Source organism: Streptomyces sp. NPDC051286, assembly GCF_044455345.1.
Taxonomy (GTDB): Bacteria; Actinomycetota; Actinomycetes; order Streptomycetales; family Streptomycetaceae; genus Streptomyces.
Map to the genome: position 1 here is coordinate 25,174 of NZ_JBITER010000023.1, position 22,566 is coordinate 47,739.

Genomic DNA, 22,566 nt, shown 5'->3' on the forward strand with positions numbered 1-22,566 from the left:
GGACGCCTCACCTCTCCCGTCCGGGCAGACCGGCCTCGCGGTGCGCCCGGGCCACCGTCTCCATGACGGCGATCCGCGCCTCCGTCGTGTCCGCGTACGGCGAGATCCCCAGCGTGGTGACCCCGGCTGCCGCGTACTCCGTGAGCCGGCGGGCGATCCGGCCGGGCGTGCCGAGGAGCGAGGTGGAGTCGATGAACTCCAGCGGCACGGCCGCCGCCGCACCGGCCGCGTCACCGGCCGTGAACCGGTCCTGCACCTCCTCGGCGGCCTTCCCGTACCCCAGTTGCGTGGCGAGCCGGAAGTAGAAGTTGCTCTCCCGGTCGCCGAGGCTCATGAACCGGGCGACGTACGGCCGGATCGGCGCGGCGGCCGCCGGGACGTCCTCGCCGACCGCTGCCGGGGCGGACAGGAAGGCGTCGAAGCCGTCCAGGTCCTTGTCCGCCCGGCGGCGGCCGGTGCCGATCGGGTCGAGCGCGCGCTTGGCGTGGTCGGGCGTGCAGAAAACGCCCACCCAGCCGTCGGCGATCTCCCCGGTCAGCTCCAGGCTGCGGGTGCCGACCGCGGCCAGGTAGACCGGCAGGTCGGCGCGGACCGGGCCCGGGTGCCGGAACGGCCCGGCGTCGCTGCCCGGCAGCGGCAGGGCGAAGTGGCGTCCCTGGTACGTCACCGGTTCCTGTGCCAGGGTCCGGCGCACGACCTCCACGTATTCCCTGGTCCTGGCGAGCGGCCGGGCGAACGGGGTGCCGTGCCAGCCCTCGGTGACATGGCTGTTGGAGATGCCGAGGCCGAGCCGGAACCGGCCGCCGGAGAGGCCGTCGAGGGTCGCCGCCGCGAGCGCCATGGCGACCGGGGTCCGCGCCGGGATCTGGATGACCGTGGACAGCAGACCGATCCGGCTGGTCCGCGCGGCCACCCAGCCGAGCACCGAGATCGCGTCGGAGCGGAAGCCTTCGGGAGCCGCCGCGACGTCGAAGCCGAGCCGCTCGGCCTCCTGCGCGGTGCGGGCGCAGTCCTCGGGAACAAGGTTGATCCCCAGTCGCATGGCGGGGTCACCCTTCCTTGTGGCCGATGACCAGCGAGTCGGTGTTGCTGAGCACCTTCGCCTCGGTACGGGCGAAGCCGACTTCGGCCATCCAGCCGCGGCACTCCTCGACGGAGTACTCGGAGCCGCCGTGGGTGACGAGCAGCATGTCGAGGCTGATCAGCAGGTTGACCAGGTCGGCGGGCCGCTCGTCGACCATCCGGTCGTACACGAGGAGCGCGCCGCCCGGCTCGACCGCCTCGTAGGCCTTGCGGATCAGGCCGAGGCGCTGCTCGGCGGACCAGTTGTGCAGCACATGGCCCATGACGAGGACCTGGCCGGAGGGCATCGGGTCGGCGAAGAAGTCGCCGCCGGTGAAGGAGATCCGGTCCTGGGCGCCGAGGCGCTTCATGTGGTCGTCGAAGGCGGGCGCGACATGCGGCAGGTCGAAGACTCGGGCGGTCAGGTGCGGGTGTGCTTCGAGGAGCAGCGCGGAGAGATTGCCGCGGGCTCCGCCGACGTCCACGAAGTCGGTGCGGTCCGCCCAGTCGAAGGCGGCGGCCAGCTTGGGCGCGACCTGGCTGTTGAGGGAGTCCATCATGGTGAGGAACTGGTCGAGGTGCTCGCGGCTGTCGGCCATCTGGGCGACGATGTCGCCGTCCTTGCCCTTCACCTGGGGCTCGCCGGTGCGCAGGGCGTCGGTGAGGTGGGTCCAAGCCGGGTAGAGCATGTTGTTGGCGCGCTCCAGGAAGCCGCCGGCGTAGGAGTTCTTGCCGCGGTCGAGGAAGCGGTCGGCGGCGGGGCTGTTGCGGTAGTGCTCGCCGTCCGCCTCGAGCACGCCGAGCGTGACGAGCGCCGTGACGAAGTCGCGGGCGCCGCGCGGGTGCAGCCCGATCGCTTCGGAGAGCTGCGGGAGCGTGCGGGGCTTCGCGGCGAGCGTCGAGAAGAGGTCCAGCTCCAGCGCGCTGAGCAGGATCTTTGCGTCGCAGAAGGTGGTACCGAGCCGGATGAGACCCTCGGGACTGGACGCATCCGCAGTGGAAGTGTGAGTCGTCACCGACGAAGTCCTTTCTCCTGATGACGGGACGCGTGGATGGTTCAGCACCCGCCTCGAAGCCCGCTGGAGCCTGCCGCCCCGCGTCGATCGCCCTCTCCGTCAACTGCCTTGGCACCAGCGGAAGTCGAGGCCCGGACGGCAGCATCCGGGGGCATCCGGGGGCGGGATTCCGCCGGTCGAGGAACAGGACGTGGGGAGAGACGTGATGACGGATCGGCGCGTGGCACTCGTCACCGGGGCCAATCGGGGGCTCGGCCGGGCGGTGGCCGCCGAACTGCTCGGCCGGGGGCTGCGGGTGGTGGTGACCGCCCGCGACGCCCGTGCCGCGGCCGACACCGCCCGTGAGCTCGGCCCGGGCGCGCAGGGCTGCGCCCTGGACGTGACGGACCCGGAGAGCATCGCGCGGGCCCGGGACACTGTCGGCCCGGTGGGCATCCTGGTCGGCAACGCCGGGGTGCTCCTGGAGGACGGCGCCGGCGATCCGCTGTCGGTGCCGGTGGAGGTGGTGGAGCGGACCCTCGAAGTGAATCTGCTCGGCTCGTGGCGGGTGGCGCAGGCCTTTGTGCCCGCCATGGTCGAACGCGGGTGGGGCCGGGTGGTGTTCGTGTCCAGCGGCACCGGCTCGTTCAGCAACGGCCTGTTCACCGGAAGCCCCGGTTACGCGGTGTCCAAGGCGGGCCTCAACGGCCTGACGCAGCTGCTCGCGACCACGACGGAGGGCACCGGCGTCCTGGTCAACGCTGTCAACCCGGGCCCGACCCGGACCCGGATGATGCCGGGCGGGCGGCGCAGCGCCGAGGAGGCCGCGGTGGACGTCGCGGACGCCGCGCTGCTCCCGGACGGCGGCCCGAGCGGGACGTTCCGCCGGGGCGGCCAGGTGCTCGGCTGGTGACGGACGGGGGCGCGGGCTGGCTCGGGCCTTGAGCCTTCCTCGATGCGGTGTTGGAACGGTGCCCCGACCGAGTGCCCTGACTGTGGGGCACGAGTCACCGAACCGAGCGAGGAGTTCGCCATGGACCACGGCGCCGGGCCGCGCCCGCCCTTCCGGGTGCTGCTCAGGATGGAGATCCGCCCGGGCACGGAGCGGGAGTTCGAGCGCACCTGGCTGGAGATCGGCCGGCGGATCGCCGTCGAGCCCGCCAACCTCGGCCAGGCCTTGATCCGGGACGTCGAGGACGCCGGGGTCTACTGGGTCATCACCGACTGGACCGACGAGCCCGCCTTCCGCGCCTTCGAGGCGAGCGCCGCGCACGTCGACAACCGGCGGCGCCTCCAGCCGTTCCGCACCGGCGGCGAGATGCGCCTCACGCAGGTCGTGCACCGGCTCAGGCCCGCCGCCGAGGCCCCGCCCACTGAGGCTCCCGCTCTCTGAACGGCGCCCCTTCGCCGTACCTCCCGCCCCTCCCCGACACCCAAGGAGCATCTCCCGTGACACGTCGTCTGTTCACCTCGGAGTCGGTCACCGAGGGCCACCCCGACAAGATCGCCGACCGGATCAGCGACACGATCCTCGACGCGCTGCTCGCCCAGGACCCCGGCTCGCGCGTCGCCGTGGAGACCCTGATCACCACCGGTCAGGTGCACGTCGCCGGCGAGGTCACCACCGCCGCGTACGCCGACATCGCGACCCTGGTCCGTGAGACCGTTCTGGACATCGGTTACGACTCCTCCGCGAAGGGCTTCGACGGCGCCTCCTGCGGCGTCTCGGTGTCCATCGGCGCGCAGTCGCCCGACATCGCGCAGGGCGTCGACACCGCCTTCGAGACCCGGGTCGAGGGCGCCGCCGACGAGCTGGACGCCCAGGGCGCCGGCGACCAGGGCCTGATGTTCGGCTACGCCTGCGACGACACGCCCGAGCTGATGCCGCTGCCGATCTCCCTCGCGCACCGGCTCTCCCGCCGCCTCGCCGAGGTCCGGCACGACGGCTCGCTGCCGTACCTGCGCCCGGACGGGAAGACGCAGGTCACCATCGAGTACGACGGCGACAAGGCGGTCCGCCTCGACACCGTGGTGGTCTCCTCCCAGCACGCCCCGGGCATCGGCCTGGACTCGCTGCTCGCCCCTGACGTCCGCGAGCTGGTGGTGGAGCCGGTACTCCAGGAGCTCTCGATCGAGACGGAGGGCTACCGGCTCCTGGTGAACCCCACCGGGCGTTTCGAGATCGGCGGCCCGATGGGCGACGCCGGCCTCACCGGCCGCAAGATCATCGTCGACACGTACGGCGGCATGGCACGGCACGGCGGCGGCGCCTTCTCCGGCAAGGACCCGTCGAAGGTCGACCGCAGCGCCGCCTATGCCATGCGCTGGGTCGCGAAGAACGTCGTCGCGGCGGGCCTCGCCAAGCGCTGCGAGGTGCAGGTCGCGTACGCCATCGGCAAGGCCGAGCCCGTCGGGCTCTTCGTCGAGACGTTCGGCACCGAGAGCGTGCCGCTCGACCGGATCCAGCGGGCGGTCCTGGAGGTCTTCGACCTCCGCCCGGCCGCGATCATCCGCGGCCTGGACCTGAAGCGGCCGATCTACGCGCAGACCGCCGCGTACGGGCACTTCGGCCGCGAACTCCCGGAGTTCACCTGGGAGCGCACCGACCGCGCCCAGAAGCTGGCCGCCGCGGCGCGTGCCGTCTGACCACCCGACTCCCCCCGACTTCCCCCGACTTCCCGAGGACCCGAGGAGGTAGCCCGGTGCGTATCGCTGTCACCGGCTCGATCGCCACCGACCATCTGCTGACCTTCCCCGGCCGGTTCGCCGACCAGTTGCTCGCCGACCGCCTGGAGAACGTCTCGCTGTCCTTTCTCGCCGACGCCATGGAGGTACGGCGGGGCGGGGTCGCGGCCAACATCGCCTTCGGCCTGGCCCGGCTCGGGCTCGCTCCCGTCCTGGTCGGCGCGGCCGGCCTCGACTTCGCCGACTACCAGGTGTGGCTGAAGCAGCACGGCGTGGTCGTCGACCACGTACGGATCAGCGACACCCTGCACACCGCCCGCTTCGTCTGCACCACGGACCTGGACCAGAGCCAGATAGCCACCTTCTACGCCGGGGCGATGGCAGAGGCCCGCGAGATCGACCTGCGGGCCGTCCTCACCCGGAACGGGCGGCTCGACCTGGTGCTCGTCTCGCCGGACGACCCCGAGGCCATGCTGCGGCACGCACGGGCGTGCCGCGAGCTCGACGTGCCCTTCGCCGCCGACCCGTCCCAGCAGCTGGCCCGGCTCGACGGCGAGCAGGTGCGTGAACTCGTCGACGGGGCACGGTTCCTGTTCACCAACGAGTACGAGACCGCGCTGCTCCTGGAGAAGACCGGCTGGAGCGAGGCGGAGGTGCTGGCCCGGGTCGGCACCTGGGTCACCACGCTCGCCGCCGACGGCGTCGCGATCGGACGCGCCGGGCAGCCCGTACTCACCGTGCCCGCCGTCCCGGCGGCTGCGGTCGCCGACCCGACCGGCGTCGGCGACGCCTTCCGGGCCGGCTTCCTCGCCGGGATCTCCCGGGACTGGCCGCTGGAGCGCTCGGCGCGCCTCGGCTGCGCCCTGGCCACCACGGTCCTGGAGTCGGTCGGCACCCAGGAGTACCCGCTGTCCGCGCAGACCCTGCTCCACCGTCTTGCCGCCACGTACGGCACCGAGGCGGCCGAGGAGATCGCCCCGGGGCTCACGGGCATCACGGAGGTGGCCGGCTGATGGGACGCGAACCGGAGGCACTGCGCGAGGCCCTGGCCACCCGGGTCGTGGTGGCCGACGGAGCGATGGGCACCATGCTCCAGGCGCAGGACCCGAGCCCGGCGGACTTCCAGGACCTGGAGGGCTGCAACGAGATCCTGAACGTGACCCGCCCGGACATCGTGCGGTCGGTCCACGAGGCCTACTTCGCGGTCGGCGTCGACTGCGTGGAGACCAACACCTTCGGTGCCAACCACGCGGCGCTCGGCGAGTACGGAATCACGGAACGGATCGCCGAACTGTCCGAGGCCGGCGCCCGCATCGCCCGCGAGGCCGCGGACGCGTGCGCGGCACGGGACGGGCGGACCCGCTGGGTGCTCGGCTCGATCGGCCCCGGCACCAAGCTGCCGACCCTCGGCCACACCACGTTCGACGTGATCCGCGAGGGCTACCGGCAGAACGCGGCCGGCCTGATCGCGGGCGGCGCGGACGCGCTGCTCGTGGAGACCAGCCAGGACCTGCTCCAGGCCAAGGCCGCGGTCCTCGGCTGCAAGCAGGCGCTGGCCGAGGCGGGCCTCGACCTGCCGGTCTTCGCCCAGGTGACGGTGGAGGCGACGGGCACGATGCTGCTCGGCTCCGAGATCGGGGCGGCGCTGACGGCGTTGGAGCCGCTGGGCGTGGACTTCATCGGTCTGAACTGCGCCACCGGGCCGGCGGAGATGAGCGAGCATCTGCGTCATCTCGCCCGGCACGCCGGGGTGGGCCTGTCGTGCATGCCGAACGCCGGACTCCCGGTGCTCGGCAAGGACGGCGCCCACTACCCGCTGTCTCCGGAGGAACTGGCCGACGCCCACGACACCTTCACCCGCGAGTACGGGCTGTCGCTCGTGGGCGGCTGCTGCGGTACGACGCCGGAGCATCTGCGTGCGGTGGTGGACCGGGTACGGGGCCGGGCCCTGACCCCGCGCGCGCCGCGGCCGGAGGCGGCGGCCGGGTCGCTCTACCAGACGGTGCCGTTCCGGCAGGACACCTCGTACCTCGCGATCGGTGAGCGGACCAACGCCAACGGCTCGAAGAAGTTCCGCGAGGCCATGCTCGCCGGCGACTGGCAGGCGTGCGTGGAGATCGCCCGGGACCAGATCCGCGACGGCTCCCACCTGCTCGACCTGTGCGTGGACTATGTCGGCCGGGACGGCGTCGCGGACATGCGGGAGATCGCGGGCCGCCTCGCGACCGCCTCCACGCTGCCGATCGTGCTCGACTCCACCGAACCGGAGGTGCTGCGGGCGGGCCTGGCGATGCTGGGCGGCCGGGCGGTGCTCAACTCGGTGAACTACGAGGACGGCGACGGGCCCGACAGCCGCTTCGGGCGGATCGCCGCACTGGCCCGTGAGCACGGCGCCGCGCTGATCGCGCTGACGATCGACGAGGAGGGCCAGGCTCGGACGGCGGAGAAGAAGGTCGAGATCGCCTCACGCCTTATCGCGCAGCTCACCACCGAGTACGGGATCGCGGAGTCCGCGATCCTGGTCGACTGCCTGACGTTCACGCTGGGCACCGGCCAGGAGGAGTCGCGCAGGGACGGCGTCGAGACGATCGAGGCGATCCGTGAGCTGAAGCGCCGTCACCCGGACGTCCAGACCACGCTGGGGCTCTCCAACATCTCCTTCGGCCTCAACCCGGCCGCCCGCGCCGTCCTGAACTCCGTGTTCCTCGACGAGTGCGTGAAGGCGGGCCTGGACTCGGCGATCGTTCCCGCGTCGAAGATCCTGCCAGTGGCACGGATCCCGGAGGAGCAGCGCGAGACCGCCCTCGACCTGGTGTACGACCGGCGGCGGGACGGCTACGACCCCTTGGCGCGGCTGCTCGCCCTCTTCGACGGCGTCAGCTCCGCCTCGGCGAAGGCGTCCAGGGCGGAGGAACTGCTCGCGCTTCCGCTGGAGGAGCGGCTGAAGCGGCGGATCGTCGACGGGGAGAGGAACGGTCTGGAGGCCGATCTGGACGCGGCGCTCGCCGAGCGGCCGGCCCTGGAGATCGTCAACGACGTGCTGCTGGACGGGATGAAGACGGTCGGTGAGCTGTTCGGCTCGGGGCAGATGCAGCTGCCGTTCGTGCTCCAGGCGGCCGAGGTCATGAAGACCGCGGTGGCCTACCTCGAACCGCACATGGAGAAGTCCGACGCGGGCGGGAAGGGCACGATCGTCCTGGCCACCGTCAAGGGCGATGTGCACGACATCGGCAAGAACCTGGTCGACATCATCCTGTCGAACAACGGCTACAACGTGGTCAATATCGGCATCAAGCAACCGGTGTCGGCGATCCTGGAGGCCGCCGACGAACACCGTGCCGATGTGATCGGGATGTCGGGCCTGTTGGTGAAGTCCACGGTGATCATGAAGGAGAACCTGGAGGAGCTGAACGGCCGAGGGCTGGCCGCGAAGTACCCGGTGATCCTGGGTGGGGCCGCGCTGACCAGGGCGTATGTCGAGCAGGACCTGCACGAGCTGTACGACGGCGAGGTCCGCTACGCACGCGACGCCTTCGAGGGCCTCAGGCTCATGGACGCCCTTGTCTCCGTCAAACGCGGCGTTCCCGGGGCCGTACTGCCCGAGCTGCGCGGGCGCCGGGTGGCCAAGACCAGGGCGACTCCGCGGGCCGAGGCGCCGCTGCCCGGGGGCCGTTCGGACGTGGCCGCCGACAATCCCGTACCGGAGCCGCCGTTCCTCGGGACAAAGGTCGTCAAGGGCATCCAGCTGGCCGAGTACGCGTCGTGGCTGGACGAGGGCGCGCTGTTCAAGGGCCAATGGGGCCTGAGGGAAAAGGAGTTGATCGAGTCGGAGGGCCGGGCGCGGCTGCGCGGCTGGCTGGACCGGCTGCAGACCGACCGGCTCCTCGAAGCCGCCGTGGTCTACGGCTACTTCCCCTGTGTGTCCAAGGGGGACGACCTGATCGTCCTGGACGAGGACGGAAGCGAGCAGACCCGCTTCTCCTTCCCCCGCCAGGGACGGGGCCGCCGCCTCTGCCTCGCCGACTACTTCCGGTCGGAGGAGTCCGGCAAGACCGACGTCGTCGCCCTCCAGATCGTCACCGTCGGCTCCCGTATCGGAGAGGAGACGGCGAAGCTGTTCGCCGCCGACTCCTACCGCGACTACCTCGAACTCCACGGTCTTTCCGTGCAGTTGGCCGAGGCCCTGGCCGAGTACTGGCACGCCCGGGTGCGCGGCGAGTGGGGCATCGGCGGCGCCGACCCGGCCGGACTGGAGGGGATGCTGCGCACCGAGTACCAGGGCTGCCGCTACTCCCTCGGCTACCCCGCCTGCCCCGACCTGGAAGACCGCGCCAAGATCGCGGAACTCCTCCGCCCCGAGCGGATCGGGGTGGCGCTGTCGGAGGAGTTCCAGCTGCACCCGGAGCAGTCCACGGACGCCTTCGTCGTCCACCACCCCGAGGCGACCTACTTCAACGCGGGAGGCCACGGATGACCTCGACGATCTCGCTGGGCGAACTCCTCGCGAGCGGACGGCGCTCCTTCTCCTTCGAGTTCTTCCCGCCGAAGACCGACAAGGGCGAGCGAACCCTCTGGAACGCCATCCGGCGCGTGGAGGCCCTCGCTCCGACCTTCGTCTCCGTGACGTACGGCGCCGGCGGCTCCTCCCGGGACCGTACGGTGTCCATCACCGAGCGGATCCTGACAGACACCACCCTTCAGCCCGTCGCCCATCTGACGGCCGTCGGCCACTCGGTCACCGAGCTCCGCCGGATCGTCGGCCGCTACGCCGACGCCGGGATCCACGATGTCCTCGCTCTGCGCGGCGACCCTCCGGGCGACCCGCGGGGCACGTGGACCCCGCACCCCGAGGGACTCTCCTACGCGGCCGAGCTGGTCGAACTGCTCAAGAGCGTCGGATCGTTCACCGTCGGCGTCGCGGCCTTCCCGGAGCGGCACCCGCGCTCGCCCGACTGGGACAGCGACATCAAGCACTTCGTCGCCAAGTGCAAGGCGGGGGCGGACTACGCCATCACCCAGATGTTCTTCGACCCGGAGGACTACCTGCGGCTACGGGACCGGGTCGCGGCGGCCGACTGTGACACCCCGATCATCCCGGAGATCATGCCGGCCACCCGCTTCGACCAGATCTGCCGCTTCGCCGAGCTGAGCAGCGCTGCTTTTCCGCCGGCCTTGGCCCGGCGCCTGGAGGCGGCTCGCGGACGCCCCGAGGAAGGGCACCGGATCGGTGTCGCCCACGCGACCGCGATGGGCGAGCGGCTGCTCGCCGAGGGCGCGCCTGGACTGCACTACATCACGCTCAACAGTTCGTCCGCCGCGGTGGAGATCCACCGCAATCTCGTTCCCGGACGGACCTCTCCCCTGCTCACCGCCGCCTGACGACTGGAGTCGACATGCCGTCTTCCGAGCTCACCCACGATTTCAAGGTCGCGGACCTCTCACTGGCCGCGTTCGGCCGCAAGGAGATCACCCTTGCCGAGCACGAGATGCCCGGCCTGATGGCGATCCGCCGCGAGTACGCGGCCAGCCGGCCCCTCGCCGGCGCCCGCATCACCGGCTCCCTGCACATGACGGTGCAGACCGCCGTCCTCATCGAGACCCTGGTCGCCCTCGGCGCGGAGGTCCGCTGGGTGTCCTGCAACATCTTCTCCACCCAGGACCACGCCGCCGCGGCCATCGCCGCCGCCGGCATCCCGGTCTTCGCCTGGAAGGGCGAGACCCTGGAGGAGTACTGGTGGTGCACCGAGCAGGCGCTCACCTGGCCCAGTGGTGAGGGCCCGAACATGATCCTGGACGACGGCGGCGACGCCACCCTCCTCGTCCACAAGGGCGTCGAGTACCAGAAGGCGGGCGCCGTGCCGGACCCCTCGACCGCCGACAACGACGAGTTCCGCATCATCCTGGAACTCCTCAAGAACTCCACCCTGGACTGGGCCTCCCTCGCCGCCGGCATCAAGGGCGTCACCGAGGAGACCACCACCGGTGTCCACCGCCTCTACGAGATGCACCGCGACGGCGCCCTGCTCTTCCCCGCCATCAACGTGAACGACGCCGTCACCAAGTCCAAGTTCGACAACAAGTACGGCTGCCGTCACTCCCTGATCGACGGCATCAACCGTGCGACGGACGTCCTGATCGGCGGCAAGACCGCCGTGGTCTGCGGTTACGGCGATGTCGGCAAGGGCTGCGCCGAGTCCCTGCGCGGCCAGGGCGCCCGCGTCATCGTCACCGAGATCGACCCGATCTGCGCGCTCCAGGCGGCGATGGACGGCTACCAGGTCACCACCCTGGACGAGGTCGTCGAGACCGCCGACATCCTCATCACGACCACGGGCAACAAGGACATCATCATGGCGTCCGACATCGCCCGCATGAAGCACCAGGCGGTCGTCGGGAACATCGGGCACTTCGACAACGAGATCGACATGGCGGGTCTGGCGAAGATCCCCGGGATCGTGAAGGACGAGGTCAAGCCGCAGGTCCACACCTGGACCTTCCCCGACGGCAAGGTCGTCATCGTGCTGTCCGAGGGCCGTCTGCTCAACCTGGGCAACGCCACCGGACACCCGTCCTTCGTGATGTCGAACTCCTTCGCGGACCAGACCCTGGCCCAGATCGAGCTCTTCGCGAAGACCGCCGACTACCCCACCGGCGTCTACACACTCCCCAAGCACCTGGACGAGAAGGTCGCCCGCCTCCACCTCGACGCGCTCGGGGTGAAGCTGACGACCCTGCGCCCGGAGCAGGCCACGTACATCGGTGTCCCGGTCGACGGCCCGTACAAGCCCGACCACTACCGCTACTGAGCCCCAGCACACCCGCAAAGGCGCCGGCCGCCGAGGAAGATCCTCGGCGCCCGGCGCCTTTCGCTGTCCCGTATCCCGTATCCCGTCGGTTAACGGGCAAGGAGTCGTACGAGCACCGCCCTCAGGGTGTCGCGGGCGAAGATCGGTACGTCCGCGCAGCGCCAGGCGACCACGCCGTCCGGCCACACCAGGACCGCGCCCTGTGCCGTCACCCCGTACAGCCCCGGCCAGCGGTCGTCGACGTCGATCAGCTCGGCGCCGATGCCGTGCACCGTGAGCGGCAGGTCCAGCTCGTGCGCGACGGCCCGGGCGGCCTCCTGCCAGGCACGGTTGTCGGGCCCGGTGAGCAGGACGGGCCGGTCGCCGAACAGGTCGAGCACGGAGAGTTCGGCGCCGCCCCGGCGCAGCCGCAGGTGCGGGGCCCGGCCGCCCGGCCGCCCGTCGTTCTCGGCCGACCACACGCCGTATCCGGGCAGCACGCCCTCGTCCCACGGGGCGACGGCCGAGGAGCGGTAGCGCCAGGACAGCCACACCTGGGCGTCCTCGACGATGCCGGGGTGCACGGGCGGCCGTTCGCCGGCTCCGCCGGTGAGCCGCGGCCGGTCCTTGGAACGCAGGGCGGCCTGCTCGACGGTGGCCCGGCAGATCGGCCGGCGCTCCTCGTCGTAGCTGTCGAGCAGCGCCTCTCCCGCCCAGCCGTCGAGGACGGCGGCAAGCTTCCAGGCCAGGTTGTGCGCGTCCTGGATGCCGGTGCTGGAGCCGAAGCCGCCGCTGGGCGGCATCACATGGGCGGCGTCGCCGACCAGGAAGACCCTCCCGTCGCGGAATCGGCCCGCGGTCCTGGCCGCGCCGTCCCACGGCGAGACGGAACGGATCCGCGGTCGCAGTCCTGGCACCCCGGTGGCCGCCCGCACCAGTTCGGCGCAGCGTTCCTCGGTGAAGGACTCCGGGTCGGTGGTCTCCGGGTCGTACGCGACGTGCAGCAGCCACTCGGAGGCGTTGTCCAGCGGCACCAGGGCGCCGCGCACCTCTTCGCCTGCCGTGTAGCACATCAGGAAGCGGCGGCCGGCGAGCGGTGCGGTGAGGTCGGCGTCGAAGTGGATGTTGAGGTAGTGGCCGAGGGTCTCGCCGTCGAAGGCGATGCCCAGAGTCTCCCGGATGCCGCTGTGGGCGCCGTCGGCTGCGACGAGGTAGCGGGCCTCGATGGTGCGCTCGGCGCCGGTGCCGCGGTCCCGGACCAGGGCGGTGAGCCCGGCGCCGTTCTGGGTGAAGGAGACCAGCTCGGTGCTGAAGCGCAGGGCGACGCCGAGCCGTTCGGCGCGGCCCCGCAGCACGTCCTCCAGCTCGCCCTGGTGGCACAGGCACCAGCCGGTCGGGGACAGCGAGCCGATGTCGGCGCCCACGTCCATGACGTACTTCTCGTCCAGCACGCCCAGTTCGGGACCCGCGAGCGAACGGGCCGCGATGACGCCGGAGTTGCCGGCGAGCAGCCGGGCCGAGGGGGTGCTCCGCAGCTCGTCCTCGACGCCGGCGGCGCGCATCAGCTCCATGGCCCGCGGATGCACTCCGCGGGCCCTGGGGTGTCCGGACAGTTCGGGCCGCCGCTCGACCAGCAGGCAGTCCACGCCCTGCTGGGCGAGGAAGACGGCGGCGGAGAGACCCGCGATCCCTCCGCCGACCACCAGGACGTCGGTGTTCCGGAGCGTGCTCCGGGTGGTGCTCAGTACCATGTCACCCTCCTTCTCCTTGCCTCGGTCAGGCGCCGGGTCGGGCGCCGGGCCGGTGCTCGACGAGCACGGACGCGTCCTTGTCTCCGTCGCCGGCCGCGAGCACCTCAGCGAACCGCTCGTGCACCACGTCGAGGACGGGCATCGCGGCTCCGTGCTCGGCGGCCGCCGCCAGGGCGATCCGGAGGTCCTTCGCCATGAGCTCGGAGCGGAAGAAGGCCGGCTCGTAGCTCCGTTCGAGCATCAGGTCGGCGCGGAAGCGCAACACGAGCGAGCTGAAGCCGCTGGACGCGACGACGCCGATGAGCTGGTCCCGGTCGAGGCCGGCCGCGGTGCCGTAGGCGACGGCCTCGGCGAGGGCCGCGACCTGGGAGCCGAGCAGCAGGTTCAGGATGAGCTTGAGGCTGGTCGCGGTGCCGGGCGCGCCGACGTGGACGATCTCGCTGCCGAGGGCCTCCAGGACCGGGCGGACCTCGGCCAGGTCGTCCGGGTCCCCGGAGACGAAGACCCGCAGCTGGCCCTTGCGGGCCTGCAGCGGGTTGCCGACGACGCAGGCCTCGACCCGGCGCAGGCCCTTGTCGGCGAGCCGGGCGGCGGCCTCGCGGGCGTAGCCCGGGGACACGGTGGAGGTGTCGACGACGACGGAGCCGGGGGCGAGGACCGGGACCACCCGGTCGAACAGGACCTCCTCGACGGCCTTCTCGTCGCTGAGGCTGAGCAGGACCAGGCGGTGGCCGGCCGCAGCGTCCTCGGGGGCGGCGGCCGGCCGGGCGCCCGCCTCGGCGAGCGGCGCGGTCTTCTGCGCGGTGCGGTTGTGGACGGTCAGCGTGTGCCCGGTCTCGAGCAGCCGCCGGGCCATGCCGCCGCCCATGCTGCCGAGCCCGATGAACGCCAACTGACGCTCTTCCATGGTGGGTTCTCTCCTCTTCCGTTCGGTACGTGGAGGGGTGGCCGTCCGGTCAGTACGCGGCGTCCACCTCGTACACCGCGAAGGGGACGGGCGTGCGGGTGTCGCGGAAGGGCCGCAGCGGGGCGGTGTCCTGGCGGTGCTCGGCGCCGGCCTCCCAGGCCAGGAAGGCCTGCATGGACTCCCAGCGGCTCATCACGGCGAGCGTGGTGGGGTCGGCGGGGCTGCGCAGCAGCTCGTTGCCGAGCATGCCGGGCACCTTCGCGAGCCGTTCGCTGACCTGGTGGTAGGCCTCGCGGACGGCGGCGAGCTGCCCCTCGTCGTACGCGGCCTGGTAGACGATCACCCGGACCCCGCCGCCCCCGTCGCGGTCATCGGCGGGCATCGGCGGGCGCCCTGCCCTCGATGCCGTGGAGCACCCGCATGACGTGGAAGGTGCCGCCCTTGCGGTACGGGTGGAGGGTGGCCCGGTGCTCCAGGTGGGCGGGGCTGTTCTCGAACTCGCGGAACCGCGGCTCGTTCACCCAGTCGCTGACGATGACATAGGTGCTGTCCGGGCCCTCCTCGCGGGCCAGCGACTGGCCGAGGTTGGCCGGGTGGCCGGTGACCGCCTCGGTCCCCGCCAGCCAGGCCTTCTCGAAGTCGGCCTCCTTGCCCGGCTCGATCTCCATACGCAGCATCACCCGGAAGGTCATCAGGAGATCCCCCCGTCGACGCCGATGGTGTTGCCGGTGACATAGCGGGACAGGTCGCTGGCGAGCCACAGCACGGCGCCGGCCACCTCGTCGGGGGTGCCGAGCCGGCCGAGGGCGGTCTTGGCGCCGTACCGCTCGGTCATCACCTTCTGCTGCTCCGCGGGCATAGCGTGGAAGTTCTCGGTCTCGATCACGCCGAGCACGAGGAGGTTGAAGCGGATGCCCTGCGCGCCGAACTCCTTGGCCAGGGAGCGGTTCAGGCCGGCCAGTGCGGCCTTGGTGGCGGTGTAGTGGGCGCGCAGCGGGATGCCGGCCTCGACGGCGCGGGAGCCGACGGTCACCACGGAGGAGCCGGCGCCGAGCAGCGGCAGGGCGTACTGGATGACGAGGTGGGCGCCGGTGACGTTGGTGGCGAAGATGCGCTGCCACTCCTCCAGCGGGAGGTCCGCGTACGGGATGTGGCTGATGGTGCCGGCGTTGTTGACGAGCAGGTCGAGGCGGTCGCCGTGCAGTTCGCGCACCTTGCCGAGCAGGGCGGCGATGTCCTCGGGCCGGGACAGGTCGGCGCGCAGCACATGGTGATCGCCGCCGGTCTCCTTGAGCTCCCGCTCCAGCGAGGCGACGTGGTCGCTCTCGTTCTGGTAGCAGGTGACGACGTCGACGCCGGCGCGGGCGAGCGCCAGGACGACGCCCCGGCCGACACCGCGGGTGCCGCCGGTGACCAGGGCCTTCTTGCCCCGCAGTTCGAGGTCCATGGAGATTCCCTTCGGGCTGAATGGCGAAAGTCAGAGCAGAAAGCCGAGCGCCGTGCAGTTGACGGCGAGGGCGAGGAGCGTGATCCAGCTGCGCCGGCTGTTCCAGGCGCCCCATTCGGGGCGCGGGTCCTTGAAGTCGACGGGCAGGTTGTCCGGGTCGAGGGTGCGCATCCAGCGGTTGACCGGCGCGTTCTTGGTGACGGCGATGACCGGGGTGGTCGCGGTGAGGAGGGCGGCGACGGCGAAGAGCACCCGGGCGGCCGGGTCTGGCGCCGCAACCGCCAGGACGACGTCCAGGACGACCGTGCCGATCAGGCAGACCGGCATGGTCGGGTCGTAGCGCCGGCCGAGGAACGCGTGGGCGTAGACATAGCGGTTCACCGGCAGGGAGGCCATGTAGGGGAAGCCGCCGAGCTGGGTGCCGAGCATCACGCCGGCCGCGAGGCCGTTGGCCAGCAGGAGCAGGGGGGCGAGTACGTTCAGCACGGCCGGCTCCTCAGCGGGTCAGGGCCCGTGCCGCGGCCTCGACCCGCTCCTTGATGAGCGCCATCTGCACCTTGGTGTTGGCGTTGAGGTGCTCGGTCATCGCCTCGTCGGTCGCCGGGGCCTGGGGCTTCATGTGGAAGTCCTGCACCCAGCGCATCCGCACGCCGCCGCCGGGCTCCTCGGTGTACTTCCAGAAGATGTGCATGAATTCGAAGGGGCCGGTCTCGACGCGCTCGGCGCGCACCGTGCGGGTGGCCGGGTCGCCGGTGCGCCGGGAGACCCAGCTCCAGACGTTGCCGTCCTCGTCGGGGTGCATGGTGAGGCGGAAGACGACGGTGTCGCCTTCGCGCTCGATGACCTCGGCGGAGGCGTACTCGCTGAACAGGTTCGGCCAGCCGGGGACGTCGTTGGTGATGTCCCACACGACGTCCATCGGGGCGTCGATGACGATGTGGTTGTCGGTGTGTCCTGCCATGGGAACTCCGTAGGTCTCCGTAGGTCGTCTGCGGTGGGTTCTGCGGCCTTCAGCGGCCGAGCACCAGGGCGGAGGCGAAACCGCCGTGGCCGCGCGCCAGGACCAGTGCGTGGCGCAGCGGCAGCTCCCGCGGGGCGCCGGTGACCAGGTCGATGTCCAGGCCCGGGGCGGGCTCGTGGACGTGGGCGGTGTGCGGGACGACGCCATCGCGCAGCGCGAGCAGCGCGGTGGCCACGTCGAGCGGCGCGCCGCCGCCGTAGAGCCGGCCGGTGAGCGTCTTGGGCGCGGTGACGGGCACGCCGCGCGGACCGAACAGCGCGGTGATCGTCTCCGCCTCGTCGCGGTCGTCGGGCGGGTTCCCGGCGGCGTCGGCGAAGACGACGTCGATGTCGGCGGGCGTGAGGCCGGCGTCGGCGAGGGCCTGTGCGGCGGTACGGCGCAGGGCGCGCAGCCGGCCGGACCCGGGGGCCGGGTCGAAGCCCGCGGCGTGGCCGAGTACTCGCCCGTAGCCCGTGCCCAGGCCGCGCTCGGCGGCGGCCTCGGCGGTCTCCAGGACGAGGATCGCGCCGCCCTCGCCGGGCAGGTGGCCGGAGGCCTCGGCGGCGAAGGGCAGGTAGGCGCGTTCCGGGTCCGGGACGGTGGACAGCCGGCCGGTGGTGAGCTGGGCCGTCAGGCCGTACGGGCAGAGCGAGGCGTCGGTGCCGCCGGTGACGACCAGGCACGAACCGCCGCGCAGCAGCCGCCGGGCCTGGGCGATGCCGTCGAGGCCGCCGGCCTGCTCGCAGGCGAGAACACCGCACGGGCCGCGCATCTTGTGCCGGATGGAGAGCTGTCCGGTGGTGGCGGCGTAGAACCAGGCGATGGACTGGTAGGCGCCGACCCAGCCGGGGTCGTGCTGGTAGAGGGCGGTCATCTCCTTCTGTCCGAACTCGGTGCCACCGGAGGACGAGGAGGTCACCACGGCCATCTCGTACTCGCCGATGGCGTCGAGGTCGGCGCCGCTGTCGGAGAGGGCGTCCTCGCCGGCCGCCAGGGCGAGGTGCGTCCAGTGGTCGGTCTGCACGATCAGCCGGCTGGGCACCTGCTCGGCGGTGTCGAAGCCGGGGACCTGCCCGGCGTACCGCACCGGGTAGGGGCTCGGGTCGAAGCGGCCGATCCGGCCGATTCCGGACTTGCCGGCCAGGACCGAGGCCCAGTGCGCGGCGACGCCGATGCCGGTGGGCGCGACGATGCCAAGACCCGTGACGACGGGGGCGCTCGCGACGGTCGTCATGGTCTCTCTCCTTTCACGCGGCCCGGGCGATGCCGGGGCGGGCCAGGACCATGGCGCTCTGGAATCCGCCGAAACCGCTGCCGACGGTGAGCACGGTGTCCATGGCGTGCTCCCGGGCGGTCACGGGCACGTAGTCCAGGTCGCAGAGCGGGTCCCGGGTCTTCAGGTTGGCCGTCGGCGGCACCACCTGGCGGTCGAGGGCCAGGGCGCAGGCGGCCACCTCGATGGAGCCGATGGCGCCCAGCGAGTGCCCGATCATCGACTTGATGGAGCTGACCGGGATGTCGTAGGCGTGCTGCCCCAGGCTGCGCTTGAACGCGGCCGTCTCGTGGCGGTCGTTCTGCTTGGTGCCGGAGCCATGCGCGTTGATGTAGTCGACGGCGGTGGGGTCGAGCCGGGCCCGGTCCAGGGCGACGGTGACGGCCTCGGCCAGCTCGCGGCCGTCGGGCTTGAGACCGGTCATGTGGTGCGCGTTGCTGCGGCTGGCGAAGCCGACGATCTCGGCGTAGATCCGGGCGCCGCGGGCCAGCGCCGCCTCGCGCTCCTCCACGACCAGGACGGCGGCGCCCTCGCCGAGCACGAAGCCGTCGCGGTCGCCGTCGAAGGGGCGGGAGGCGTGCTCCGGGTCGGCGTTGTTCGAGGTGGTCGCCTTGATCGCGTCGAAGCAGGCGGAGGTGATGGGCGAGATGGGGGCGTCGGTGGCGCCGGTGATGACGATGTCGGCCGTGCCCTCCTCGATGAGCTGCACGCCGTGCCCGACGGAGTCCAGACCGGAGGTGCAGCCCGTGGAGATCAGCGCGACCGGGCCCTCGGCGCCGGTCTCCCAGGCGACCTCGACGGCGAGGGTCGACGGCACCATGTAGCCGTACAGGTGCGGCACGCCGTACTCGTGGTCGACGAGCCACCGCCGGCCGCCGTCGGAGAGGGTGACGTACTCCTCCTCCAGGCCCATGGTGCAGCCGACGGCGCTGCCCAGGGAGACTGCGATCCGCGCGGGGTCGAGGGCGGACAGCTCGATGCCGCTGTCGGCGACCGCCTCGCGGGCGGAGACCACGGCGAACTGGGCGGCCCGGTCCATGCGGCGGATCTGCCGGGCGGTGAGGCCGGCGGCCGCCGGGTCGAAGTCGGCCTCGGCGGCGACCTGCGAGCGGAACGGGGCCGGGTCGAACAGGGTGATCCGTCGGGTGGCCGTGCGGCCCTCGGACAGCGTCCGCCAGAAGGCCTCCCGGCCCACCCCGCCCGGCACGACCGCGCCGATGCCGGTGATGACGGCCCGTCGGGTCACCGGGCACCGCCCACGTCCGGGTTGGCCTGCTCGGGGCGCTGCGCCTGCTCGGTGTCGACGTGGCCGAGCTCGGGGCGCGGCGCGAGCGGCGACAGGTGGAAGGCGCAGCGGGCGGTGGCGTCACCGGTGTTGACGAGGCGGTGGCGGACGCCGATCGGCACGCACAGCGAGTCGCCGGGGCCGAGCGTGACGACGTCCTTGCCGTCCAGGGTCATCTCCAGGGTGCCCTCGACGACGTGCAGGAACTCCTCGGAGTACGGGTGGTAGTGCTCGGTGATCCAGTCGCCGGGTTCCAGGCCGAGGACGCCGCCGAAGCCGGAGGTGCAGCCGACCGTCTTGGGGCTGAGGGTGACGCGGATGTCTCCGCCGCGCTTGGTGTTGGCCGCGACCTTGTCGGCGGCCACCTTCACGGTGCGGGTGATGGCGGTGGTCACTGGATCCGTCCTCCGTCCTTGGTCCAGATGTAGAAGGGCGTGGCCATCGCGTCCTTGGGTTCCTTCCAGTCCGGGTCGTACGGCTCCACGCACTCGGCGAGCTTGGTGTTGATGTCGTCGTAGAGCGGGTGGCTGCGGGCGCGGTAGAGGTTCGCGCCGATGTCGCCGTCGGCCTCGACCAGGTGGAAGTACAGGCCGTGGAACCGGAACAGGGTGCGGCGGCTCACGCCGATCATGTGCGGCAGGTCGGTGGCGTCGGACTCCTCGAAGATCCTCGCGATGTCGTCCGTCCGGTCCGGCCGCAGCTTGGCGACGATCAGAGTGCGGTGCACGGGTCCTCCCGATGGTCGGTGGTCACGGGAGAACGTCGCACCGGGGTCTGGAGGGCCGCTCGAAGTCCTGTCCAGAGAGTCGAGGTCCGCCGCTGGTACGGGGGACTTCGAGCGGGGCCCGAGGCGGTCGGGCTTGCCTGTCGGGAACATCCACGACAGCAGGTGAGGGAAAGGGCACGGGCATGCCGTTCGCAGCGATCACGTACGACATCAAGCCGGGGTACGAGAAGGAACTCGCCGAGATCTTCGGCGACTTCAAGCGGGTGCGCAGCAGCCGGGTCGAGGACGCCTCGGGCGATCAGGCCGGCACGATCCTGGCCACCGCGGTGTTCCTGCGCGACGACACTTTGGTCCGGGTCATCGAGTACACCGGCGACCTGGAGGCCGTCGCCCGGCACATGGCCGCGCAGCCGGGCGTGCGCGAGGTGGAGCGGAAGCTGAAGCCGTATCTGACCCGGCCCCGGGACACGGACACGGTCGAGGGCTTCGTGGCCACCTTCAAGCGCAGTCTGCTGACCACGGTCGCGCAGATCTCCGTACGGGACCTGCCCGCGCGGGCATGACGCAGCACCCATCGGGCCGCCCTCCGGGAGTCCCGGGAGTGCGGCCCGATGGGTGTGACAGATGGTCAGGTCATGGTAAGCGCGGCCCCGTTGAGGATCAGGGCCAGGACGGCCAGGGCGGTGCGCAGATAGTGGAACCGGCGCCACAGCGGGCGCGGGTCCTCCCAGTCCGTCGGGATGACTGCCGGGTCGGTGATCGCCTTGACGCGGCGGTTGATGGGGACGTTGCACAGATGGGACACCCCGGACACGCCGAGCAGCAGCACCGCGGCGACCGCGAACAGCGGGCGCGCGGCGCCGTCGGCCGCCACGGCGAGCACCCCGTCGGCCAGGATGCTGCTCAGCACGATGACGGGCATCGTGGGGTCCCAGTTGCGGCCGAGCAGCTGGTGCGCGTGCACATAGGTGCCGGTCTCCATCGCGAACAGCGCGGGCAGTACGCTCAGCGCGACGGCGAACAGCACTCCGGCGGTGACACCGCTGCCGAGCACGGCCACGACGGCCAGCACCTCGGTCATGACGCCCGGGCCCCCGCGGGGTGGGTGTCCACCGTCAGCTGCACGAGGGTGTGCATGGTGGCCTCCCGGAAGTACTCCGCGAACGCCTGCGGCGAGCGGGTGTCACGGGGCTCGGCGAGATAGGGCAGGAGCGCGGCCTCCGCACTGTGGACGCCCTGCTGGGCGGCCATGTGCCGGCCGACGGCCGCGAAGTCGCCCTCGTAGTGGATGACCCGCACCACGACGTCGTCCTTCAGGAAGACGGCCGTGCCGAGCAGCCGGCCGGCCTGCTCGCCGTCGGCGCTGGTGAAGTCAGGCGTGTCGACTCTCTGGAAGTCGGTGAAGATCCTGGTGATCTCCTCTTCGAAACCCGGCTTGACCCGGTAGGTGATGGCTGCGTAGGGCATCGGAATCTCCGTCGTCTCGGGGGTCGTCTCGGATGGGTGGGGTCAGCGGACCGCGCCGGCTCGCGGCGCCGTGCCGATCAGCGCGAGCAGCATCCGCGGGGTCTCGGCCTCCATGACGGCGTCGTCGTCGAGGACGATGCCGTACGTGCGGTTGATCACGCCGGCGGCCTGGAGGAGGGCGAGCGAGTCGTAGCCGAACTGCAGGAACGGGGTGTCGAGGGCCTCCTCGCCCTCCAGCACCATGCCCTCCTCCGGGGCGCCGACGCATTCGAGCAGGAGCGCCCCCAGCTCGGGCAGGTTCATGTCAGTCACGATGCTTCCTCTCGATTCGTTTGAGGGGTGGGTCACTTGGCACTGGCCAGCTGCGGGCCCGTGGCGCCCGCGGCGTCCAGGTCGAGCCGCGGCGAGGAGTCGAGCACCGCCTGGTGCAGGTGCTCGACGCTGGGCGAGGGGTCGAGTCCGAGGCTCTGGTTCAGGCAGCGGCGCAGCTGCCGGTAGACGGACAGGGCGTCGCTGCGGCGCCCGACCCGGTGCAGCGCGAGCATCAGCTGCTCGTGCACCGCCTCGTGCAGGGGATGACGCGCGGCGAGCCCGGAGAGCTCGCCGACCAGCTCATGATGGCGCCCGAGCCTCAGGTCTGCCTCGATCCGCCGCTGAAGGACGCTCATCCGCGACTCGTCGAGCCGGGTGGCCTCCACTTCGAGCAGGGACCCGCACTGGACGTCGGCCAGCGCACGCCCGTGCCACAGCGCGAGAGCCCGGCCGAAGTACGAGGAGGCGCCCGGCCAGTCGCCCTGGTGGAGGGCCCGGTGGCCGGCCGAGGACAGCGCGTCGAACTCATGGGCGTCGAGCAGACCGCCATGGCTGTCGAGCCGGTAGCCGCCGGGTTCGGTGACGAGCACGCTCTTGACGCCGTTCGGCAGGGAGGCACGCTCGGTGCCGTCGCCGAGCGCGGCGCCGATGGCGTTGCGGATCTGCAGGATGTACGTCTGCAGGGTGGTCTGGACGCTGCGTGGAGGATGCTCGCCCCACACCTCCTCCACCAGCGAGGCCACCGAGACGACCTCGCCCGCCTGGAGGGCAAGCAGCGCGAAGACCTTGCGCGGTTTGACCGCCGTGAGATGCACCGGTACCCCGGACAGGGTGGCCCGGAACGGGCCGAGCACGCTGATGTCCATGCGC

At 71.7% G+C, this 22,566-nt stretch carries 25 protein-coding genes; 8 read left to right on the plus strand and 17 right to left on the minus strand.

The features are described from left to right. Positions 1-7 precede the first annotated feature (7 nt). Positions 8-1,042: an LLM class flavin-dependent oxidoreductase gene (locus ACIBB8_RS22855; protein ID WP_398954867.1), complete on the minus strand. Its 1,035-nt coding sequence runs from the start codon at positions 1,040-1,042 to the stop codon at positions 8-10. 7 nt (positions 1,043-1,049) lie between these two features. Continuing rightward, complete coding sequence (locus tag ACIBB8_RS22860; RefSeq protein WP_398954869.1) at positions 1,050-2,078, minus strand: methyltransferase; 1,029 nt, start codon at positions 2,076-2,078, stop codon at positions 1,050-1,052. Between the two features lie 205 nt (positions 2,079-2,283). Here ACIBB8_RS22860 and ACIBB8_RS22865 point away from each other — a divergent pair, with 205 nt between their 5' ends. The 7 genes from ACIBB8_RS22865 to ahcY all read left to right on the plus strand — a co-directional run bounded on the left by ACIBB8_RS22865 (position 2,284) and on the right by ahcY (position 11,548). After that, on the plus strand, positions 2,284-2,970 hold the full coding sequence (locus tag ACIBB8_RS22865; RefSeq protein WP_398954871.1) for an SDR family NAD(P)-dependent oxidoreductase: 687 nt from the start codon (positions 2,284-2,286) through the stop codon (positions 2,968-2,970). Between the two features lie 120 nt (positions 2,971-3,090). Then, entirely contained in the window at positions 3,091-3,450 is a 360-nt protein-coding gene (locus tag ACIBB8_RS22870; protein ID WP_398954873.1) for an antibiotic biosynthesis monooxygenase family protein, read from the plus strand. 56 nt (positions 3,451-3,506) lie between these two features. Further along, on the plus strand, positions 3,507-4,703 hold the full coding sequence (gene metK / locus ACIBB8_RS22875; RefSeq protein WP_393307417.1) for a methionine adenosyltransferase: 1,197 nt from the start codon (positions 3,507-3,509) through the stop codon (positions 4,701-4,703). Positions 4,704-4,759: 56 nt separating this feature from the next. Next, the gene (locus tag ACIBB8_RS22880) at positions 4,760-5,755 is read left to right on the plus strand and encodes a carbohydrate kinase family protein (protein WP_398954875.1); all 996 of its coding nucleotides are present in this window, start codon (positions 4,760-4,762) and stop codon (positions 5,753-5,755) included. Beyond that, positions 5,755-9,216, plus strand: coding sequence for a methionine synthase (gene metH / locus ACIBB8_RS22885; RefSeq protein ID WP_398954877.1), 3,462 nt, complete (start codon positions 5,755-5,757; stop codon positions 9,214-9,216). The genes ACIBB8_RS22880 and metH overlap by 1 nt, the downstream gene beginning before the upstream one ends. After that, positions 9,213-10,121, plus strand: coding sequence for a methylenetetrahydrofolate reductase [NAD(P)H] (gene metF / locus ACIBB8_RS22890; RefSeq protein ID WP_398954879.1), 909 nt, complete (start codon positions 9,213-9,215; stop codon positions 10,119-10,121). Before metH ends, metF begins: the two co-directional genes overlap by 4 nt. A 14-nt stretch (positions 10,122-10,135) precedes the next feature. Next, positions 10,136-11,548 carry an adenosylhomocysteinase gene (gene ahcY, locus ACIBB8_RS22895; protein ID WP_398954881.1) on the plus strand — a complete coding sequence of 471 codons (1,413 nt, stop codon included), beginning with the start codon at positions 10,136-10,138 and terminating at the stop codon, positions 11,546-11,548. A gap of 89 nt (positions 11,549-11,637) precedes the next feature. Here ahcY and ACIBB8_RS22900 read toward each other — a convergent pair whose 3' ends face one another. From ACIBB8_RS22900 to ACIBB8_RS22950, 11 genes are read right to left on the minus strand one after another with little or no spacing between them, the layout of a single operon-like run. Continuing rightward, on the minus strand, positions 11,638-13,278 hold the full coding sequence (locus ACIBB8_RS22900; RefSeq protein ID WP_398954883.1) for an FAD-dependent oxidoreductase: 1,641 nt from the start codon (positions 13,276-13,278) through the stop codon (positions 11,638-11,640). 25 nt (positions 13,279-13,303) lie between these two features. Then, positions 13,304-14,185, minus strand: coding sequence for an NAD(P)-dependent oxidoreductase (locus tag ACIBB8_RS22905; RefSeq protein WP_398954885.1), 882 nt, complete (start codon positions 14,183-14,185; stop codon positions 13,304-13,306). Positions 14,186-14,234: 49 nt separating this feature from the next. After that, entirely contained in the window at positions 14,235-14,567 is a 333-nt protein-coding gene (locus ACIBB8_RS22910) for an antibiotic biosynthesis monooxygenase family protein (RefSeq protein ID WP_398954887.1), read from the minus strand. After that, a complete protein-coding gene (locus ACIBB8_RS22915) occupies positions 14,554-14,877 on the minus strand; it encodes an antibiotic biosynthesis monooxygenase family protein (protein ID WP_398954888.1) in 324 nt (107 codons plus the stop codon). The genes ACIBB8_RS22910 and ACIBB8_RS22915 overlap by 14 nt, the downstream gene beginning before the upstream one ends. Then, on the minus strand, positions 14,877-15,632 hold the full coding sequence (locus ACIBB8_RS22920; protein WP_398954890.1) for an SDR family NAD(P)-dependent oxidoreductase: 756 nt from the start codon (positions 15,630-15,632) through the stop codon (positions 14,877-14,879). The genes ACIBB8_RS22915 and ACIBB8_RS22920 overlap by 1 nt, the downstream gene beginning before the upstream one ends. A gap of 30 nt (positions 15,633-15,662) precedes the next feature. Continuing rightward, positions 15,663-16,118 (minus strand): anthrone oxygenase family protein, encoded by a 456-nt coding sequence (locus ACIBB8_RS22925; RefSeq protein ID WP_398954892.1) that lies wholly within the window; start codon positions 16,116-16,118, stop codon positions 15,663-15,665. A gap of 10 nt (positions 16,119-16,128) precedes the next feature. Beyond that, positions 16,129-16,593, minus strand: coding sequence for an SRPBCC family protein (locus ACIBB8_RS22930; RefSeq protein ID WP_398954894.1), 465 nt, complete (start codon positions 16,591-16,593; stop codon positions 16,129-16,131). 49 nt (positions 16,594-16,642) lie between these two features. Next, entirely contained in the window at positions 16,643-17,866 is a 1,224-nt protein-coding gene (locus ACIBB8_RS22935) for a ketosynthase chain-length factor (protein ID WP_398954896.1), read from the minus strand. A gap of 13 nt (positions 17,867-17,879) precedes the next feature. Then, on the minus strand, positions 17,880-19,151 hold the full coding sequence (locus ACIBB8_RS22940; protein WP_398954898.1) for a beta-ketoacyl-[acyl-carrier-protein] synthase family protein: 1,272 nt from the start codon (positions 19,149-19,151) through the stop codon (positions 17,880-17,882). Then, on the minus strand, positions 19,148-19,585 hold the full coding sequence (locus ACIBB8_RS22945; protein ID WP_393307389.1) for a cupin domain-containing protein: 438 nt from the start codon (positions 19,583-19,585) through the stop codon (positions 19,148-19,150). Before ACIBB8_RS22945 ends, ACIBB8_RS22940 begins: the two co-directional genes overlap by 4 nt. Beyond that, the gene (locus ACIBB8_RS22950; protein ID WP_393307386.1) at positions 19,582-19,917 is read right to left on the minus strand and encodes a TcmI family type II polyketide cyclase; all 336 of its coding nucleotides are present in this window, start codon (positions 19,915-19,917) and stop codon (positions 19,582-19,584) included. Before ACIBB8_RS22950 ends, ACIBB8_RS22945 begins: the two co-directional genes overlap by 4 nt. Positions 19,918-20,099: 182 nt before the next feature. Between ACIBB8_RS22950 and ACIBB8_RS22955 the strand changes: the two genes are divergently transcribed. Then, complete coding sequence (locus tag ACIBB8_RS22955; RefSeq protein WP_398954900.1) at positions 20,100-20,480, plus strand: SchA/CurD-like domain-containing protein; 381 nt, start codon at positions 20,100-20,102, stop codon at positions 20,478-20,480. A 65-nt stretch (positions 20,481-20,545) separates the two neighbouring features. Here ACIBB8_RS22955 and ACIBB8_RS22960 read toward each other — a convergent pair whose 3' ends face one another. From ACIBB8_RS22960 to ACIBB8_RS22975, 4 genes are read right to left on the minus strand one after another with little or no spacing between them, the layout of a single operon-like run. Further along, entirely contained in the window at positions 20,546-20,998 is a 453-nt protein-coding gene (locus ACIBB8_RS22960; RefSeq protein ID WP_398954902.1) for a DUF1772 domain-containing protein, read from the minus strand. After that, positions 20,995-21,384 carry a SchA/CurD-like domain-containing protein gene (locus ACIBB8_RS22965; protein ID WP_398954904.1) on the minus strand — a complete coding sequence of 130 codons (390 nt, stop codon included), beginning with the start codon at positions 21,382-21,384 and terminating at the stop codon, positions 20,995-20,997. The genes ACIBB8_RS22960 and ACIBB8_RS22965 overlap by 4 nt, the downstream gene beginning before the upstream one ends. A gap of 42 nt (positions 21,385-21,426) precedes the next feature. Then, positions 21,427-21,687, minus strand: a complete 261-nt coding sequence (locus tag ACIBB8_RS22970; RefSeq protein ID WP_398955029.1) for an acyl carrier protein — start codon at positions 21,685-21,687, stop codon at positions 21,427-21,429. 41 nt (positions 21,688-21,728) lie between these two features. Further along, entirely contained in the window at positions 21,729-22,562 is an 834-nt protein-coding gene (locus tag ACIBB8_RS22975; RefSeq protein ID WP_398954905.1) for a BTAD domain-containing putative transcriptional regulator, read from the minus strand. Positions 22,563-22,566 lie beyond the last annotated feature (4 nt).

Excerpts from the sequence above, each read along its gene's own strand:
- ACIBB8_RS22855 (WP_398954867.1), bottom strand. The coding sequence starts at position 1,042 with ATGCGACTGGGGATCAACCTTGTTCCCGAGGACTGCGCCCGCACCGCG.
- ACIBB8_RS22865 (WP_398954871.1), top strand. The coding sequence starts at position 2,284 with ATGACGGATCGGCGCGTGGCACTCGTCACCGGGGCCAATCGGGGGCTC.
- ACIBB8_RS22870 (WP_398954873.1), top strand. The coding sequence starts at position 3,091 with ATGGACCACGGCGCCGGGCCGCGCCCGCCCTTCCGGGTGCTGCTCAGG.
- metH (WP_398954877.1), top strand. The coding sequence starts at position 5,755 with ATGGGACGCGAACCGGAGGCACTGCGCGAGGCCCTGGCCACCCGGGTC.
- metF (WP_398954879.1), top strand. The coding sequence starts at position 9,213 with ATGACCTCGACGATCTCGCTGGGCGAACTCCTCGCGAGCGGACGGCGC.
- ahcY (WP_398954881.1), top strand. The coding sequence starts at position 10,136 with ATGCCGTCTTCCGAGCTCACCCACGATTTCAAGGTCGCGGACCTCTCA.
- ACIBB8_RS22900 (WP_398954883.1), bottom strand. The coding sequence starts at position 13,278 with ATGGTACTGAGCACCACCCGGAGCACGCTCCGGAACACCGACGTCCTG.
- ACIBB8_RS22905 (WP_398954885.1), bottom strand. The coding sequence starts at position 14,185 with ATGGAAGAGCGTCAGTTGGCGTTCATCGGGCTCGGCAGCATGGGCGGC.
- ACIBB8_RS22910 (WP_398954887.1), bottom strand. The coding sequence starts at position 14,567 with ATGCCCGCCGATGACCGCGACGGGGGCGGCGGGGTCCGGGTGATCGTC.
- ACIBB8_RS22915 (WP_398954888.1), bottom strand. The coding sequence starts at position 14,877 with ATGACCTTCCGGGTGATGCTGCGTATGGAGATCGAGCCGGGCAAGGAG.
- ACIBB8_RS22920 (WP_398954890.1), bottom strand. The coding sequence starts at position 15,632 with ATGGACCTCGAACTGCGGGGCAAGAAGGCCCTGGTCACCGGCGGCACC.
- ACIBB8_RS22930 (WP_398954894.1), bottom strand. The coding sequence starts at position 16,593 with ATGGCAGGACACACCGACAACCACATCGTCATCGACGCCCCGATGGAC.
- ACIBB8_RS22935 (WP_398954896.1), bottom strand. The coding sequence starts at position 17,866 with ATGACGACCGTCGCGAGCGCCCCCGTCGTCACGGGTCTTGGCATCGTC.
- ACIBB8_RS22955 (WP_398954900.1), top strand. The coding sequence starts at position 20,100 with ATGCCGTTCGCAGCGATCACGTACGACATCAAGCCGGGGTACGAGAAG.
- ACIBB8_RS22960 (WP_398954902.1), bottom strand. The coding sequence starts at position 20,998 with ATGACCGAGGTGCTGGCCGTCGTGGCCGTGCTCGGCAGCGGTGTCACC.
- ACIBB8_RS22965 (WP_398954904.1), bottom strand. The coding sequence starts at position 21,384 with ATGCCCTACGCAGCCATCACCTACCGGGTCAAGCCGGGTTTCGAAGAG.
- ACIBB8_RS22970 (WP_398955029.1), bottom strand. The coding sequence starts at position 21,687 with ATGAACCTGCCCGAGCTGGGGGCGCTCCTGCTCGAATGCGTCGGCGCC.
- ACIBB8_RS22975 (WP_398954905.1), bottom strand. The coding sequence starts at position 22,562 with ATGGACATCAGCGTGCTCGGCCCGTTCCGGGCCACCCTGTCCGGGGTA.